Source organism: Sphingobacterium sp. UBA6645 (assembly GCF_002455685.1).
Classification (GTDB): domain Bacteria; phylum Bacteroidota; class Bacteroidia; order Sphingobacteriales; family Sphingobacteriaceae; genus Sphingobacterium; species Sphingobacterium hotanense.
In genome coordinates this window covers 42280-58548 of the sequence record NZ_DKLH01000051.1, presented here as the reverse complement: position 1 = coordinate 58548, position 16269 = coordinate 42280, and the positions used below count along the sequence as shown (strand labels likewise).

Genomic DNA, 16269 nt, shown 5'->3' with positions numbered 1-16269 from the left:
AAAACCCACGCATACTTATTTTATGAAAAACGTCCTAGTTGTCCTCACCCTGAGCCTCTTAAGCCTGACGGCTTTTGCGCAGCAAAGGATTACCGGAACTGTTGTTGATAAGACAAACAGCAACCCGCTCAACGATGTTACCCTGCAGTTATTAAATGATAAAGACTCCGTATTGGCTCGTACTCGGACCAATTCCGAAGGACTGTACACTCTGGAAAAAGTTCCAACAGGGCAGTTTCGTCTCAATACGTCGATATTAGGTTATAAAGTGGGTAGCAGATCGGCGAAGATTGCTGATAAAGAATTAACAATTAACTACCAATTGGAGCCGAGCGAAATTGTTTTGGAGGAAATTGCAGTTACAGCTGCACCCAATGTTGCGGTTCGAGGGGATACGTTAGAATTCAATTCGCGCAATTTTGCCACCAGGGAATACGCGGAAGCGAATGAGATGGTTGCGCAAGTGCCGGGAGTTACCATCGATGAGGAAGGTAATGTATCAGCACATGGCGAACAAGTGAAGCGCATCTTGGTTGATGGAAAGGAATTCTTCAGCACAGATCCTAAGATTGCTTTAAAAAACCTTCCGGCAGATATTATTGATAAACTTCAGATTATCGATGAGCGAAGCGAGCAATCTCGATTTGCAGGTTTTGACGATGGAAAGCGAAATAAAATCATCAATATCGTAACGAAGCCTGATAAAAGAAAAGGCTACTTCGGCCGCGCAAATGCGGGAAAGGGTGATAGTGACAAATTCGCTTTTAGCAGCAATGTCAATGCTTTTAACGAAGACCAGAAGATCGCCATTAACTTAATGGCCAATAATATTAACGAAACGAACTTTGCCGAGCAGGGTTATGGAGGGCAGCGTCGCGGTAATAATAATACCGATCGCGGGATTGCGGACACCTATGCAGGCGCATTGAACTATAGCAATACCTTTTTGGCGGACAAGATGGATTTCAATGCAGATTACAATTTCCGTCGCTCCGATGCTTACACCAATTCTTTAACCGCATTGGAATACCTCATGCAGGAGCGAGCAAATCAGTTTCAAGATTCGCAGACCGAGTCTAACGTGGGCAACATTAACCATAACTTTAGTACGCGAGTGAAGTGGAAGATCGATAGTTTAAACCAGTTGGACTTCTCTCCAAATTTCACCTATACCGAAAACAACAACCATAACATTGGAAATAGTATCCGTAGAATTGGTGAATCTGAGCTTTTGAATACTTCAGACCGTAATAACACCAACAACACTAGCAATTTCACGTTTGGCGGTAATATGACTTATATGCGTAGGCTGAAAAATCCTGGGCAGACCATTTCCTTAAATGTCAATGGAAACAAGAGTACCAATGACGGCTTCGGCCAGACCCTCGCTTTTAATGAATACTATAGGGATTCGCTCTTAAGCCGTATTGACACCAACAATCGGGAAAGCATTACCAATGGCTATGGATCGGGCATCAACAGCCGACTCAGTTATACGCATCGCTTAGCACAATATTCAAGATTGCAGGCGAACTACAACTTCCGAAATACTAGAAATTATTCCGACCGTAAAACAATGGAGTTTCTTGCAGAGACAGGACAGTATGACGAGCTCAATGAACGCCTCTCTAACGAGTTTCAGAACGATTTTAATTTCCATAGCGTAGGTGCCTCTTACGCCTACAACAAACGTGATACCCTACGTATCCAGGTAGGACTTAATTACGAACATGGAATGCGCGTGAATGATCGAACTTTTCCAATCGACCTTCGTACGACAGCTGATTTCGCCAGCCTTTTACCGGAAGTAACAGCCGTTTATTATTTTACGAAGACTAAAAACGTCGAATTCAATTACAACACAAACACCAATACGCCTAGCATCAATGATTTACAGGATTATGTCGATGTATCCAACGAGCTGAATATCCGCAACGGTAATCCGAATTTGAATCAGGAATATATTCATACCGCACAATTGCGTTATCGGGATGTAAACCGAACAAATGGCAGAAGTTTTAATAGCAATATCAACTTCAGTTATACCAACAACAAGATCGTACGCTCGGTGTTGATTACCGATACGACGATGGTCCTCTTCGACGATGTTATTCTCGGAGCGGGTGGACAGTACTCAGTTCCTGTGAATGTGGATGGAGTCTACTCAATCCGGGCGACAAATAGCTATGGTTTACCAATAAAAAAACTAGGCATTAACCTCAATCTAAACAGTAATCTATTCTACAATAAGAACTTTGCTTACCTGAACGATAAGCTAATTCCAAGCAAAGGATATGGTTTCAGTCAACATGTCGGGATCTTCACAAACTTCAGCAAAAACATTATAATCGGTATGAATTATAATGCGAACGTGAATTTCACGAACAACCCGACTGCGCGCATACAGAATTACACGGTACAGACCCACCGAGTGAGCAATACTTTGACGCTGGAGTTTTTGAAGCGCATGGCCTTCTCTTATAATTTAGCTTATTTATACAACTCCGGTATTGGTGGTTCTGAGGGGATTTCAACGACTTTATTAAATGCCTCCTTGGGCTATAAAGTCTTCAAGCAGAAGAATGCGGAATTGTCTCTAAAAGCATTCGACTTATTGAATAATGCTTCGAGCATCCGACGTACGGCGTCTGAAACTGCCATAAGCAGCGTAACATCCAATACCCTAAATCGGTATTTCTTATTGAGTTTCACGTATAACCTGCGGAACTTTGGCGGAAAGATGATCTTCGGTGATGATGACGGTGGTCGAGGAGATCGACCTCGAGGAAACCGCAGAGGAAGAAATTAAAAGGAAAGGGGCTACAATAATGAGCCCCCTTTTTGTACAAATTCGTTTTTCTTTTCGATAAAGGCTCCCTTATCGATTGCTTTAGTTGCCTTGCTGACAATACTTGTTTTAAAGCCTTCGTCTAGTGCATCCATAGCGGTATAAAATACGCAATAGTCTGCCGCGAGTCCACAAACATGCACCTCTGTCACCTGGCGATCCTTTAAATATCCTGCGAGGCCTGTATTCTTGCGACGGCCATTATCATAAAATCCACTATAGCTATCGATCTCGGGGTCCATGCCTTTTCGGAAGATTGCTTCCACACGGTCGGTTTCTAATTTTTCCGATAATTCAGCGCCATAAGAACCTTGGATGCAGTGGTCAGGCCACAGAACCTGCTGCAGGCCATTGAGCTCGATGACATCGAAGGTGAGCTTATCAACATGTTGGCTTGCGAAACTCTTATGATTATTGGGGTGCCAGTCTTGGGTGGCAACAATCAGGTCGTAATCTTTTTGGATGCTATTTATAACTGGGATAATTTCGTCTCCCTTTGCAACGGCTAGTGCACCCTCTGGTAGGAAATCGTACTGTACATCGACGATAATAAGTGCTTTCATGTGGTTTTATTTTAAGGTAATCAATCCAAAGATAACATATATCCAACGCCTCGGATATTCGTTATCTTGATTCGCTCATCGGCGGATAGGTATTTGCGTATTCTACTGATGAATACGTCCAGGCTTCGGCCTGTAAAGTAGGTGTCATTGCTCCAATAGGTACGAATGATTTCATCGCGTGGAAGCACTTTATCTTTACTTTCGATCAAGCGCTTCAGCAGTTCTGCTTCACGATAGGACAGCTTTTCGTTGCTTTCGCCATTGGATAAAATATTTTTGACCGTATCCAGCGTATAATTGCCGATTACAAACTTAGTATCCGACATTCCCTGACCCGTTTTCTTTAAGGCTGCCTCTATACGTACGATCAGCTCTTCGATCTTGAAAGGCTTGCGCACATAGTCATTTGCGCCTAATTTGAAGCCCTTCACGACATCTTCAGTCTGCGTCAAAGCTGTTAGGAAAATAATAGGCGTATGAAGGTCTGTCTTACGAATTTCCTTAGCAACGGTGAACCCATCCATGAGGGGCATCATCACATCCAAGACAATGATATCGGGTTTATATTTCCCGTGGAACAATAGCGCTTGCTGACCATTAGGCACATGCCTAACCATAAAGCCATGGGCTTCTAAACTATCAGAAACAATCATCGCCAAACTCTCCTCGTCCTCTACATATAGCACATTGGTCATATCCTTACTTTGGTAAGCTTATTACAAAATTGCTGCCAACCGAGAGTTCGCTATCGAGCTCGATATGACCTCCATGTTGGTTGACAATCTGCTTGACATAGGCTAATCCTAAGCCAAAGCCTTTGACGTCATGTATATCTCCAGAAGGCACGCGGAAGAATAAATCGAATACAGACTTCTGATAAGCTTTCGGAATACCATTGCCGTTGTCGCGGATTTGAAGGATATACTGATCGTCCTGTTCCTTCAAATGTACGTCAATTTTTACCTCATCGGATGAGTATTTCACAGCATTGTCGAAAAGATTCGTCAATACATTTTTCAAATGTGCATGATCGGCCTGTATTAGGCTGTTCTTGCTGTCGTTTTGGAAGGTTATGGATATCGGCTTTTTTGCAAATAGTCGCGTATTCTCTACGCATTCATCGATTAAGGTCGCTAATTCGAAGGATGTTTTATTCAGTGATACGCCGTTCGTCTCGGCAATATCTACCTGCAGCACCCGCTCAATCATACTCGAGAGGTGCTCAAGCTCATGCTTCGAGATATTGAGATAACGATTCATCCGTTCCTTATCATCTTTCGCCCCAAAGCGCTGTATAGACTCCACCGCAGCCATCACCGTAGAGACCGGAGTTTTCAGCTCATGGGTCATGTTATTAACAAAAGACTTTCGCAACATAGCCAGCTGGTTCTGCTTCTTGATCGTAGTCAGCAAGTAGAAAAATGTACCCACGAGCGCTAATACTAAGAATATCGAAATCGTTAATTGCCAACCGATGGAAAATAATAAGAAGGATCGAGGATCCAAGAAGTCAATTTCCAGATACTTGTCTTCCGAGGGGTCGATCAAAATCGGACGTGTCTTAAACAGCTTATACCTCGTTTTGTAAATTTCATCTCTGCTCATGCTGTCGACACCTGTCAACGTGACGACTTTTAACTCGAACGGACTGTATTGCTTTCTGGCGCGTAGGGCCTGTTCCAATCGATTGGAAAGCGTATCAACGGTTCTTTGATCCCATTTGATGTTGCGGATCGCCATGGTAGAAATAAGATGTCTAGAAAACTTGCCGCCACCAAACTTCCCACGTTTGGAAACCGCCACCTCATCTAGGATATTATCTTTGTTGAAGCCATTATCTTCCACTAGCTTCTTCACCGTGTCTCTGTTCATGTTGGGATAACGATCGCTGATCGCTGTCACGACGCGCTCAACACGGTCGTACCTTAAGATTTGATTCTGCTCAACCAGCTCCTGTTCGTTCTCCTGATAAAAGTCTTGAATTACATCAAAAAGGATATGATCGGCAGCTCCTAGGAAATACATTTTGCGGTTCTGGTAGTTGCCGTAAAGCCATACGCTTAGCACCAACGTTATACCTCCAGCCGTCAGGATAATCGCCAGTATCAATATTTTATACTTTTTTAACATAATTAAAACAAATTTAAATTAGTAGATTTGCACCGCATAGGTTCAGGGCCACTTTTAACAAAATATAACACTGATTAACAGTTCCCATTAATTACTTTTGCATGACTGGTGATTTTATGATTAAAAATATACAATTAACTTTCCTTATTATCCTAAGTTTGAGTGTGAGCCTATTCTTCGTAAGTTGCGATAAGGATATGTCTATTTCATTGAAAAATGAAAACATCGATAACTTAAACTTAACTTCATCCGATACACTTAGCGCTATTGTTTCTACTGTTCTTATGCCGAACATTCCGACTTCCGGAACTGGTGACACAACAACGCGTTTATTGGTAGGTAAAGTTTCACAAGGTCCAATAGGAAGTGTTACGTCTAATGCTTATTTCCGCTTAATGCCGGAAAATGTAAGCAGTGATATTCCAAAGAACGCAGTTTATGACTCTATCACGTTAGTTCTACGTCCAACCTTTGACAAATATACACATGGCGATACAACGAAATTACAAACCATTGTAGCACATCGCGTAACTCAAACGTTAGAGCAAACAACATTGAATAACACGATGACAGGCCTACCGATTCCAGCATATATCTCAGGTGCTTCCATTTTTGGACAGCAAAAGTTCGCATACGATGCGAATCCTTTGGGTTCGGTGACCTTTATGCCACACATGAACAAACGCGACTCTGTAAGCATTCGCCTAGCTGATGCTTGGGGCGCTGAGTTATTCGAAAAAATCCGAACTGCAGACTATATCTTCAATTCAACAGCGAACTTCCAGGAATACTTCAAAGGGATGGTATTAGTGCCGGCATCTAGCAACACAGCAATGATCGGCTTCCATAATATACTTTCTGTGAAAATCCATTACTCGTATAATGGCGATGATGGTTTTAAGAAGTCATCTGCTAAGACGCTTCAGATGGGCGATCGTAGATTCCATTACAACAATTTCGTGGCAGACAGATCAGGAACAGCTTTTGCGAGCTTAAGTACAACCAAAGAAATTCCTAGTGCAGCGAGCAATGGTGTAAGCTATATTCAAGGCGGTACAGGTGTAGTAACAAAAATTACTTTCCCGGGCTTGGCTGAATTTATGCAGACCCAGAATATCGCTATCAATAAAGCTGAGTTGATTATAGAAGTGGCTTCCAAAGATCTTGGACATTATACTGCTGCATTGAAACCTATGTTGTGGATTGCAACAGATAATATTGCGACAGGTTATGTAAATACACCATTCGCGAATGCGATTCAACACGGGAACTATGTCGTAGGAAATAATACTGGGCGTAACGGACGTTATGTTTTCAACATGATCCAATACATTCGCTCAGCCAATGATGAGAATGCAAAAGATAAATCCTTATTTTTATCTGTTTCACCACAAGGAGAACAAATTAATCAAGGACAGCAAGTTCCACCATTGATCATCCCTTCGGAATTGTACTATAGCGCAAATACTAGTATTTTAGCAACGGAGAACAACAAACCAAAAATTAAATTAAACATCGTATATACAAAATTTAAATAATCTATGAACAAGAGAAACTGGCTTGTATTACTTTTAGTCGGCGTTTTTGCTATTACATCACTTAACTCATGTAAAAAAGACGAAGAAGGTACGGATACAACAGACAATGGACCGACAGAGTGGACAAGATCATCAGTATTTACTGGCGACCCTCGTAGTAACGCTGCTACTTTCACATTAGATAAAGTTGCTTACTTAGTAGGTGGTTACATCAAAACTGGTAATACGTTGAACGACAACTATGCTTTCAATGGTACAGAATGGACTCAAAAAGCAGATTTTACAGGTTCAGCTAGACATTCAGCAGTAGGTTTTGCTGTGGATGGAAAAGGATATGTTGGTTTAGGATATGATGGCGAAAAAGCATTAAAAGATTTCTATCAATACGATCCAACAGCAAATACTTGGACTAAGAAAGCTGATTTCCCTGGCGAAGCTCGTTTTGGTGCTGTAGCATTCACTATCGGTGACAATGCATACGTAGGATTAGGAGCAACTCCAACTGACAAAACATTCAGCGATTTTTACAGATACAACCCTAAAACAGATACTTGGACTGCAATCACTACTAAATTTACTTACAAAAAAGCATATGCTTTCGCGTTCGTAATCAATAATGTAGCATACGTTGGTGGTGGTACTTCAAACAATGCATACCCTGAAGAGTTCTTCTCATTCGACGGAACAGAATGGAAAAAATTAGGCGACTTAAAAACTGATGATATCGATGTTAGACGTGCTAATGCTTCTGCATTTGCGATTGGTAGCAATGGTTATGTAGTTAGTGGTCGTTCAGCTTCAGGTGTTGTAACTAGCGTTTGGAAATATACGCCTTCAGACGATTCATGGACTAGCAAACACCAAGCCTTATCCATTGCTCGTGAAAAAGCAATCGGTTTTGCAATCGATGGTAAAGGTTATGTAGCAACTGGTATTTCAGCTTCTACTTACCTTGATGATAACTGGCAATTCGTTCCTGTTAGATAATTAACAGAAACAAGACATACAATGGAGGTCTTTTAACGGCTTCCAAAAAATAAGATAAAGCTGTCCAAAAGGACAGCTTTATTTGTTTTAGATCAGCCCTCAGACTGAACAATACAGACCATGCCATTGCTCTTTATATGTGTAAAAATGCACACCTTTCTATTAAAGGTCAAAGGCATCGTAGAGATACCATATCAAAATGTCAAAGAGCAGTTTATGCCTATTCCTCTCGGAACGACAAACAGCATACTTTATGTTCATCTTCGTTCTCACCCTATCAAATTCATCGGCTCAAAACTGTAGCTTTTACTGGCAAAAGAATAATCATTTCAACATTAAGTTTTTATGAAGCCAGCGCATTCAGCATGTGTACCATCTCTATAAAACACAAGGCTAACCACTATGTAACACTGCCCCCAAAACATCTAATATAATCAGTTTTTTAAACAGAAAAGAAGAGTTGCAAGCTTCTCGCACTCCCCAGTCTCGCTAGGCATCGATCAAATAAAACTTTCATGTTTCCTTTGAAACACCAACAGGGATGAAAGTTCTTGATGGCCTCTGAAAACAGACACTTTCAGAAAAAAATGGCCACCCTATTCAGGCGGCCATCCATCTTATATCTTAAATCTAACGTCTAAAATCTAAATCAATCCCTTCTTTTGCAATAACTCTGCTACCTGAACTGCGTTTGTTGCGGCACCCTTACGTAAGTTATCTGCTACGATCCAAAGATTTACCGTATTCGCTTGCGACTCATCGCGACGAATACGCCCAACGAATACCTCGTCTTTACCGTGAGCATCCTTAGGCATTGGATACTCTAGTTTAGCTGGATTATCAACAACAATAATTCCTTCTTGCGCTTCTAGAGCAGCTCTTAATTCCGCAAGATCGAAATCATTCTCAAACTCAATATTCACAGACTCTGAGTGGCCACCAACTACCGGAATACGAACTGTAGTAGCCGTCACCTTGATGGAATCATCACCCATAATCTTATTTGTTTCTTTAATCATTTTCATTTCCTCTTTCGTGTAGCCATTATCTTGGAATACATCAATATGAGGAATAACATTTAAGTCGATCTGATACGGATAAGCTTTCTCTCCATCCTTACCTGCACGCTCGTTCATCAGCTGGTCAACAGCTTTAACGCCCGTACCGGTTACCGACTGATAAGTCGAAACCACTACACGTTTGATTTTATATTTCTCATGAAGCGGCTTCATCACGACTACCATCTGAATTGTAGAACAATTCGGATTTGCGATGATCTTGTCGCTCGCTTCCAACACATCTCCATTTACTTCAGGAACGATCAACTTCTTGCTAGGGTCCATACGCCATGCCGATGAATTATCGATTACCGTAATTCCAGCCTCCGCGAATAAAGGAGCAAACTCCGTCGATGTACCGCCACCTGCAGAAAATAAAGCAACATCTGGTTTCAGTGCAATAGCTTCAGTAGGCGTCACAACCTTATACTTCTTTCCCTTAAAGTCAATTTCCTTACCCTTGCTACGCTCCGAAGCTACGGGAATCAACTCTGTTACCGGGAAATTACGTTCCGCTAATACTGTCAACATCTCTGACCCGACAAGTCCTGTCGCGCCTACTACTGCAACTTTCATAGTTTAAATTTTTGCTTTAAATTTTAAGTAAAATAGATTATAACTCATTGTATCTAAGTGAGCAAACTTACTAAATAAACATCAATGTTTGCAATTAATTTTAGCTATTAATAAGCAATAAGCCTATTCACGGAACAATATTCAAGACATCAGTTATTTCGCTGAAATAAATTCAGAAAGTCCAGTACTTTGTTGACAATATATCAATCTAAAAGGAGATAGTAGAATTTGGCGATTTAGTACTTTCGTGGAGAAAATGATTTTACCCCTGGAAATGATGAAAAAACGCTCATGTTTCCGTCGAAACCGCAACAAGAATGAACGCTCTTGATGGTTTCTCAAGACAGAGATATGCAGAAAAAACAGGGTTAAAACACTTATTTTCTCACTCATACGTTTGCGTAAAATCGCTCTCGAGGGGGATTACCCAGCATTAATTTACTAATTTCGCCGGGGTAATCGATTTACATCGTTAATAACAGAAAATACCTTACATAAATATCATTGCAGCAATGAAAGAATGCATTTTGATGATTGGAGCCAACGGTCAAATCGGCTCTGAATTAGCAGCAGCTTTACGAATTAAATTCGGAAGAGAAAATGTGATCACCTCTGACATCAGACCTCCCAAAGAAATTGCCGAGGGTGAAATATTCGAAACATTAAACGTCCTTGACAAAGAAGGGATCCGCGCCATATTAGAGAAATACAAGCCCACACAGATTTACTTACTTGCCGCTATGCTATCTGCAACCGGCGAGCAATACCCTCAAAAAGCTTGGGACTTAAACATGAACGGTTTATTGAACGTTCTGGACCTTGCCGTAGAATTGGGAATCAAGAAAATCTTCTGGCCAAGCTCTATCGCTGTATTTGGACCACATTCTCCAAAAATCGATACCCCGCAGTATTGCGTTATGGATCCTAACAGTATCTATGGTATCAGTAAGCTTGCCGGTGAGCGTTTGGTAGAATACTACCATAACCGTTATGGATTAGATATCCGCAGCGTTCGCTACCCAGGTATTATCTCTTGGCGTACAGAACCAGGAGGCGGTACAACGGATTATGCGGTGCATATCTTCTTCGAAGCCATTCGCCAAGGAAAATACACGAGCTTCCTATCCGAAAACAGCGAACTCCCTATGCTATATATGGACGATGCCGTACGAGGAACAATCGAGTTAATGGACGCCCCGGAATCAGCATTAACCATTCGTTCGAGCTATAATTTAGCAGGAATTAGCTTCACTCCTAAACAAATAGCCGAAGAAATTAAAAAAATTCTTCCTAATTTTGAAATCTCGTATTCCGAGAATGATCCTCGTCAGGCAATTGCAGACTCATGGCCAAAAAGCATCAACGATGACGAAGCAAGACAAGATTGGGGTTGGAAACCAACTTTTGATCTGAAAGCGATGACAGAGGACATGTTATCGAATCTGAAATCAAAATTATAATAAAATGGGTAGAGCTTTCGAATTTAGAAAAGAAAGAAAATTTAAACGCTGGGCCAAAATGGCTGTCCAGTTCACACGTCTTGGAAAAGAAATTGCTATTGCAGTAAAAGAAGGCGGCCCTCACCCGGAAAACAACTCCAGACTGCGTACTGCTGTTCAAAACGCGAAAGCAGTAAACATGCCGAAGGACCGTGTAGAAGCTGCCATCAAGCGTGCTTCCGAAAAAGACGCAAAAGGCTATGAAGAATATGTATACGAAGGCTATGGTCCGCATGGCGTTCCAGTTTTGATCGAAACAGCAACTGATAATACCAACAGAACCGTAGCAAATATCCGCAGCTACTTTACAAAGTCCGGCGGCTCATTAGGCAAAACGGGTTCATTAGACTTTATCTTCCAACGTAAATCCATCTTCCGTTTCCCTGCTACAGAGGAATTGGATGTAGAAGAGCTAGAATTAGAACTAATCGATGGAGGTTTAGAGGAACTGTATGTAGAGGCTGATGAAGAAGGAAACGATGTAGTCGTTGTACAGACTTCTTTTGAAGACTTTGGTAATATGCAAAGATTACTGGAAGAGAAAGGTATTGAGGTAAGCTCTGCGAAGCTAGAACGCATTTCCCTATCACATAGTACACTTAGCGAAGAACAGGCAGCAGACGTCCTTAAATTGATCGATAAGATCGAAGAGGATGATGATGTGCAAGCGGTCTACCACAATATGGACTAATCCAACAACAGAATATTTAGAAGAGGGCTTTGCCCTCTTTTTTTTGTGCCTTATCCCTTCCAATCAACATTACCGTGCATAACTAAAAAGTAATCCCGATTATGTACATTTGTATATGCTGACATTCGCAGACTTTTTTGCCAAGAAGAAAATCGACATCAAAGCTTTAAAGAAGGCTGAGCCCTCTTTATATCAAGAATTTGCGGAACATTATGAACTGATGGGCGAGAAGAGTTTCGATCACAGTAAGAAGTTCTGGTTCAATAGACTTCGTAAAAGCTATCTCCTTCCGGAGGAAGCTATCAGTACAGCATCAGCGGCAAAACCAGCTCCTGCATCTAGCCCAACAGCGAACAAGCCGGAGACGGTAGCAGCGAAGCCAGCAGGCTTCCGTCCTAAGTTTAAAGCGGCAGCAAGCGCTGGAACGGCAGAATCGAAAACAACAGAAGCGGAGGAAAAAAAGGACGTGCCAGCAGCGCCAAAACCTGCCGGATTTCAACCTAAGTTCCGCCCTAAAGTAGCTGCAGCGGCAAAGCCTACCGAAGAGAAAACCGAAGAGGCTGCGAACGAAGAAACAAAACCCGCAGCGCCAAGCGGTTTCAAGCCTCGCTTCAAAGCGGACAACCTTCCTAAAAAAGTAGAAGATAGTCCAGCAGAAGAAACCAAGACCGCAAGCGATTCGGCCACAGCAGAGGCAGAGAATAAACCGGTTATTACGAAGCCCGCAGGCTTTAAGCCTCGCTTTAAAGCAGCCAATCCGCCTAAAGCGGTCGGGCCCAGCGCAGGGACTGCGCCTACTGCAACCGAGCCCCCTGCTTCCGAAAAAGAAGAGGAACCTAGCCCGGTCGCAAAACCCAAAGGCTTTACACCACGCTTTAAAGCAGGATTAACAAAAACAACAGCGAGTCCAGAGACTACATCTACCCAACCTAGCCCAGACATCCCAGATCAGCTGCCGGAGGAAAAACCGCAGACGCCCGATACGGAATCAAGCGAAGAAAGCGTTATTATAGCAGCAAAGCCTAAAGGCTTCACGCCGCGCTTCAAAGCAAAGAAAACAGCTGAGGAAGGAAAAGATTCTCCAACAGATGATGCTTCTTAATTCGAACTATCCAATATTTTTATATTTTTACAGACCTAATCAATACATATGTTATGTTAAAAGAAGAAAGACAGGCATTTATTATCCATCAAATTAATCTCCACAATAAAGTACTTTCATCTGATCTAAGTGTACAACTTAATGTTTCGGAGGATACGATTCGTAGGGATCTAAATGAGTTGGCGGAGAGCGGACAAGTGCTAAAGGTATATGGTGGTGCACTATCGAAGTCTTTCCACTACCCTTTCCAGGAAAACAATGTCTATGCAAAAGAGGCAAAGAAAGAAATTGCCAGCAAAGCAATCTCCCTTATACAAAGCGGCATGACCGTACTAGTTGGCGGTGGTACCAGTATGATCGAACTAGCGCGCTTGATGCCGAAGGATATACAGTGTACTTTTTTCGCCATCAGCCCATTAGTAGCCTTGGAACTTGCCGAGAAAGAAAATCTAGAAGTTATTTTACTAGGCGGGCATCTATCCAGAAACACCAATATTGTTTCGGGTTCTCAGGTGATCAATGCCTTGTCAGAAATTAAGGTCGATCTTTGTTTATTAGGAACCAACAGTTTATCTGTAGAAGAAGGAATTACAGATTCTGACTGGGAGGTTGTTCAGATCAAAAAAGCGATGATTAAATGCTCGAAGAAATTGGGCGTATTGAGCATCGTAGAAAAGCTGAATTCCAATCAGAAGATGCGTGTAGCACCATTGCGCGATATCAACTACCTGATTACCGACTTAGACCCCAATCATCCAAGCTTAAAAGAGTTCAGAAACCAAGTAACGGTTATTTAAATCTTACTTTTGTTCCTGCTTAAATTTATACCGAATGGCTCTTTCAACGAGCCATTTGTTGCTTTCGATAAACATATTGTGCCAAATCATATTGTAATCAATATTCTTATTGAACAACACCCTTTTCGCATGCTTCAGCATGTTCTTCAAGCTATATTTCGCTAATCCGTTGAACGGTTTCGCATAGTATGCTGCATGGTGCTGTTCCCAATCGCGCACGGCAGCCTCGTTCACATATTCTATATACGAGGCAGAATTTAGCTTCTCATTAAGGTTCTTCAGCCAAGTTGCAGAAACCGACTCGTCCTCCAATTCCACACGAGTCCCCGTTTTCTTGACCACTTGGAAGTCATACGCAACGCGCTCTTTGTTCTGGAAGTCTAAAGTCAACACCGCACCAAGATTCCACTGTGGATGATTGCTGGGGTAGTCAAAATAAAAATTCCCCAAGCTATAGCAAATCAGCTTGCCCTTGTATTCTTCAATTCCCTGCATCACATGCGGGTGATGGCAAATGATCGCATCAGCTCCTAAATCTACCAAACGACGATAGCGAGCACGCCATTCCGGAATCGGCACATCCAATAGCTCTACCCCTGCATGAACCTGAACAATCAACACATCGACCATTTTCTTATAGCGCTGTATATCCTCCTGAACGCGTGGGCTATTTACCCAAGCATGCCCAGCCTCTCGATCACCATTTAACGCCCCATAACCATTCTCGCCATACGCCAAAAAGCCATACTTCACATCGTCAAAGGTCTGCACTAAAATATCATAGGCATCTTCCTCCGTTCCTACGCCTAAAGTAACATCGTGCGGAAAAGCTTCCATGGTATGCAATAAGCCTTCGATTCCATAATCATAAATATGATTATTCGCCATCGGAAAGAGGTTGAATCCCGAAGCAATCAGCCAATCTGCCGCTAGCCGATTTTGTGCCACCAAAGGTCCTGTCTTTGCAATAGGACTACCAAAGCCCTGCAAGGGTGCTTCCACATTGCATGAGCGGATATCAGCAGAGAAAAGCAAGGCCTTTAATTCTTCCGACAGTTCAGGCTCCGTTTGCAACACCGCGTCGCCCACGAATAGAAATCTATGCTGATGTGATGCTTGCATTGCGTTTCTTTAATAAGGTTTCGATAGGTTTAATCGTAATATACGCAAAATAAGCTGCTAATAGACCGTTCCTAGCCCCTAATAGCTTCAGCACGCCTTTCACCTTCGGCGTATGCATAAGCGTTTGGAAAACGCGCTCTTTCGCGCCGATATTTAGGATTCGTTGGTTTATCCAGTCCAGATACCCCGGCTTGATCAATTCGCGCAATAAAGATGCATCCAGCGGTTCTAGCTGTTCATGCAGCAAAGCATAATAGTTTAGCGAATTTTGGTAGGTATATTTATGCTTCTCCTCTTCGAAGAGCAAATTTTGTTTTCTAAAATAATCTCGCTGCCATGCACGATCTTGCTTTCGCTCTACAGGCAAATTGAGCATCGCTAAGGCAATATCCTCTTCCACGAAAGGTGAATACCCCGGGAACCCCATACGCGCCGGCACAGCGATTAAATATTGTAGCATCATCATCTTGGTCCGCATTGCGGTAACAATTCGGAAGTCCGGACTTTTCAAGTCTTCTTTCTGTTTATCAAACAATGTTTCCGCAATCCCTGTGTAGTCTACGTTCATCGCCAACTTGGAGTCCGCACTCATCCCATGGGTATAGCCTAAGGTACGATACTGACTTGCCGACGTTATTTCCGGCACTTTGACGGCTCCTGCCCAGGCATCGCCAATGATACCGCTCAACAGTCCCAATTTCGCTTGATTTTCCTTCGCTCTAATCTTCTCGTAAAACTCCATATGGTAAGTTCCCGAAGCCGCCACCGCTGGGCCGAACTGATCGTACCAATCGTCCATATAGACGTTGAACTGCCCCAAAGGAATCCGATCCCATTGCGTCCCTAAGCGCTCGGAAAGCAAACCGGCATACACCGACTCGCGCGAAGCCCCCTGATTAAACGAAGTGCCATAGGTATAAGCATGAATACGGGATTTGTCATCGATCAATACATTCATTAATCGCGAATCAAAGCCTCCGCTGGTAGGGATAAGGATGTTCTCGGAAAAACCATTCGCCCAATTGTTTACGCGATGATGTATCAATTGGAAAACATCGTCCTCATGAGTTTCTTTCCCCAGTTCTGCAGCAATGGCATCCGCACGCTCGCGTACCACTGGCTTTCCATCTTCCAGATAAAGACGTTGGTTCGGCAACAAGAATTTCACATGTTTGACAGGGGTATGTCCGAACACGGAATAACCAAAGTCCAGATAAGCTGCTAAGCCCTCTTGATCAATCTCCAGGTTGCCGTAGTCAATGACATCATTGATATCCAAACCATAAGCACCTGTTTTCTCATGATAAAAAACAGTCTGATATCCAACCCAATTTCCTTGTGCAACAAAATCCATGAAA

13 protein-coding genes are annotated in these 16269 nt (G+C 42.5%); 7 read left to right on the top strand and 6 right to left on the bottom strand.

What is annotated here, in order from left to right:
* Positions 1–22 precede the first annotated feature (22 nt).
* Positions 23–2809, top strand: a complete 2787-nt coding sequence (locus B2400_RS09975; RefSeq protein WP_293933056.1) for an outer membrane beta-barrel protein — start codon at positions 23–25, stop codon at positions 2807–2809.
* Positions 2810–2820: 11 nt separating this feature from the next.
* On the opposite strand, the gene pncA is transcribed toward B2400_RS09975, so the two are convergent.
* From pncA to B2400_RS09960, 3 genes are read right to left on the bottom strand one after another with little or no spacing between them, the layout of a single operon-like run.
* Entirely contained in the window at positions 2821–3411 is a 591-nt protein-coding gene (gene pncA / locus B2400_RS09970; protein WP_293933054.1) for a bifunctional nicotinamidase/pyrazinamidase, read from the bottom strand.
* A 20-nt stretch (positions 3412–3431) separates the two neighbouring features.
* Entirely contained in the window at positions 3432–4106 is a 675-nt protein-coding gene (locus B2400_RS09965) for a response regulator transcription factor (RefSeq protein WP_149527314.1), read from the bottom strand.
* Positions 4107–4110: 4 nt separating this feature from the next.
* Positions 4111–5541: a sensor histidine kinase gene (locus B2400_RS09960; RefSeq protein WP_293933052.1), complete on the bottom strand. Its 1431-nt coding sequence runs from the start codon at positions 5539–5541 to the stop codon at positions 4111–4113.
* Positions 5542–5657: 116 nt separating this feature from the next.
* Here B2400_RS09960 and B2400_RS09955 point away from each other — a divergent pair, with 116 nt between their 5' ends.
* Both B2400_RS09955 and B2400_RS09950 read left to right on the top strand, forming a co-directional pair.
* Complete coding sequence (locus B2400_RS09955; protein ID WP_293933050.1) at positions 5658–7079, top strand: DUF4270 family protein; 1422 nt, start codon at positions 5658–5660, stop codon at positions 7077–7079.
* Positions 7080–7082: 3 nt separating this feature from the next.
* Positions 7083–8066, top strand: coding sequence for a Kelch repeat-containing protein (locus B2400_RS09950; RefSeq protein ID WP_149527317.1), 984 nt, complete (start codon positions 7083–7085; stop codon positions 8064–8066).
* Between the two features lie 644 nt (positions 8067–8710).
* Here B2400_RS09950 and B2400_RS09945 read toward each other — a convergent pair.
* A complete protein-coding gene (locus B2400_RS09945; protein WP_293933048.1) occupies positions 8711–9700 on the bottom strand; it encodes an aspartate-semialdehyde dehydrogenase in 990 nt (329 codons plus the stop codon).
* Positions 9701–10212: 512 nt separating this feature from the next.
* Between B2400_RS09945 and B2400_RS09940 the strand changes: the two genes are divergently transcribed.
* The 4 genes from B2400_RS09940 to B2400_RS09925 all read left to right on the top strand — a co-directional run bounded on the left by B2400_RS09940 (position 10213) and on the right by B2400_RS09925 (position 13789).
* A complete protein-coding gene (locus B2400_RS09940; protein WP_293933046.1) occupies positions 10213–11160 on the top strand; it encodes an NAD-dependent epimerase/dehydratase family protein in 948 nt (315 codons plus the stop codon).
* Positions 11161–11164: 4 nt separating this feature from the next.
* A complete protein-coding gene (locus B2400_RS09935; protein ID WP_149527320.1) occupies positions 11165–11890 on the top strand; it encodes a YebC/PmpR family DNA-binding transcriptional regulator in 726 nt (241 codons plus the stop codon).
* A 115-nt stretch (positions 11891–12005) separates the two neighbouring features.
* Positions 12006–12992, top strand: coding sequence for a hypothetical protein (locus tag B2400_RS09930; protein WP_293933044.1), 987 nt, complete (start codon positions 12006–12008; stop codon positions 12990–12992).
* 53 nt (positions 12993–13045) lie between these two features.
* Positions 13046–13789 (top strand): DeoR/GlpR family DNA-binding transcription regulator, encoded by a 744-nt coding sequence (locus B2400_RS09925; RefSeq protein WP_149527322.1) that lies wholly within the window; start codon positions 13046–13048, stop codon positions 13787–13789.
* Between the two features lie 3 nt (positions 13790–13792).
* Here B2400_RS09925 and B2400_RS09920 read toward each other — a convergent pair whose 3' ends face one another.
* Both B2400_RS09920 and B2400_RS09915 read right to left on the bottom strand, forming a co-directional pair.
* Complete coding sequence (locus B2400_RS09920) at positions 13793–14911, bottom strand: CapA family protein (protein ID WP_260043633.1); 1119 nt, start codon at positions 14909–14911, stop codon at positions 13793–13795.
* Positions 14889–16265 (bottom strand): hypothetical protein, encoded by a 1377-nt coding sequence (locus B2400_RS09915; RefSeq protein WP_293933040.1) that lies wholly within the window; start codon positions 16263–16265, stop codon positions 14889–14891. The genes B2400_RS09920 and B2400_RS09915 overlap by 23 nt, the downstream gene beginning before the upstream one ends.
* Between the last annotated feature and the right edge of the window lie 4 nt (positions 16266–16269).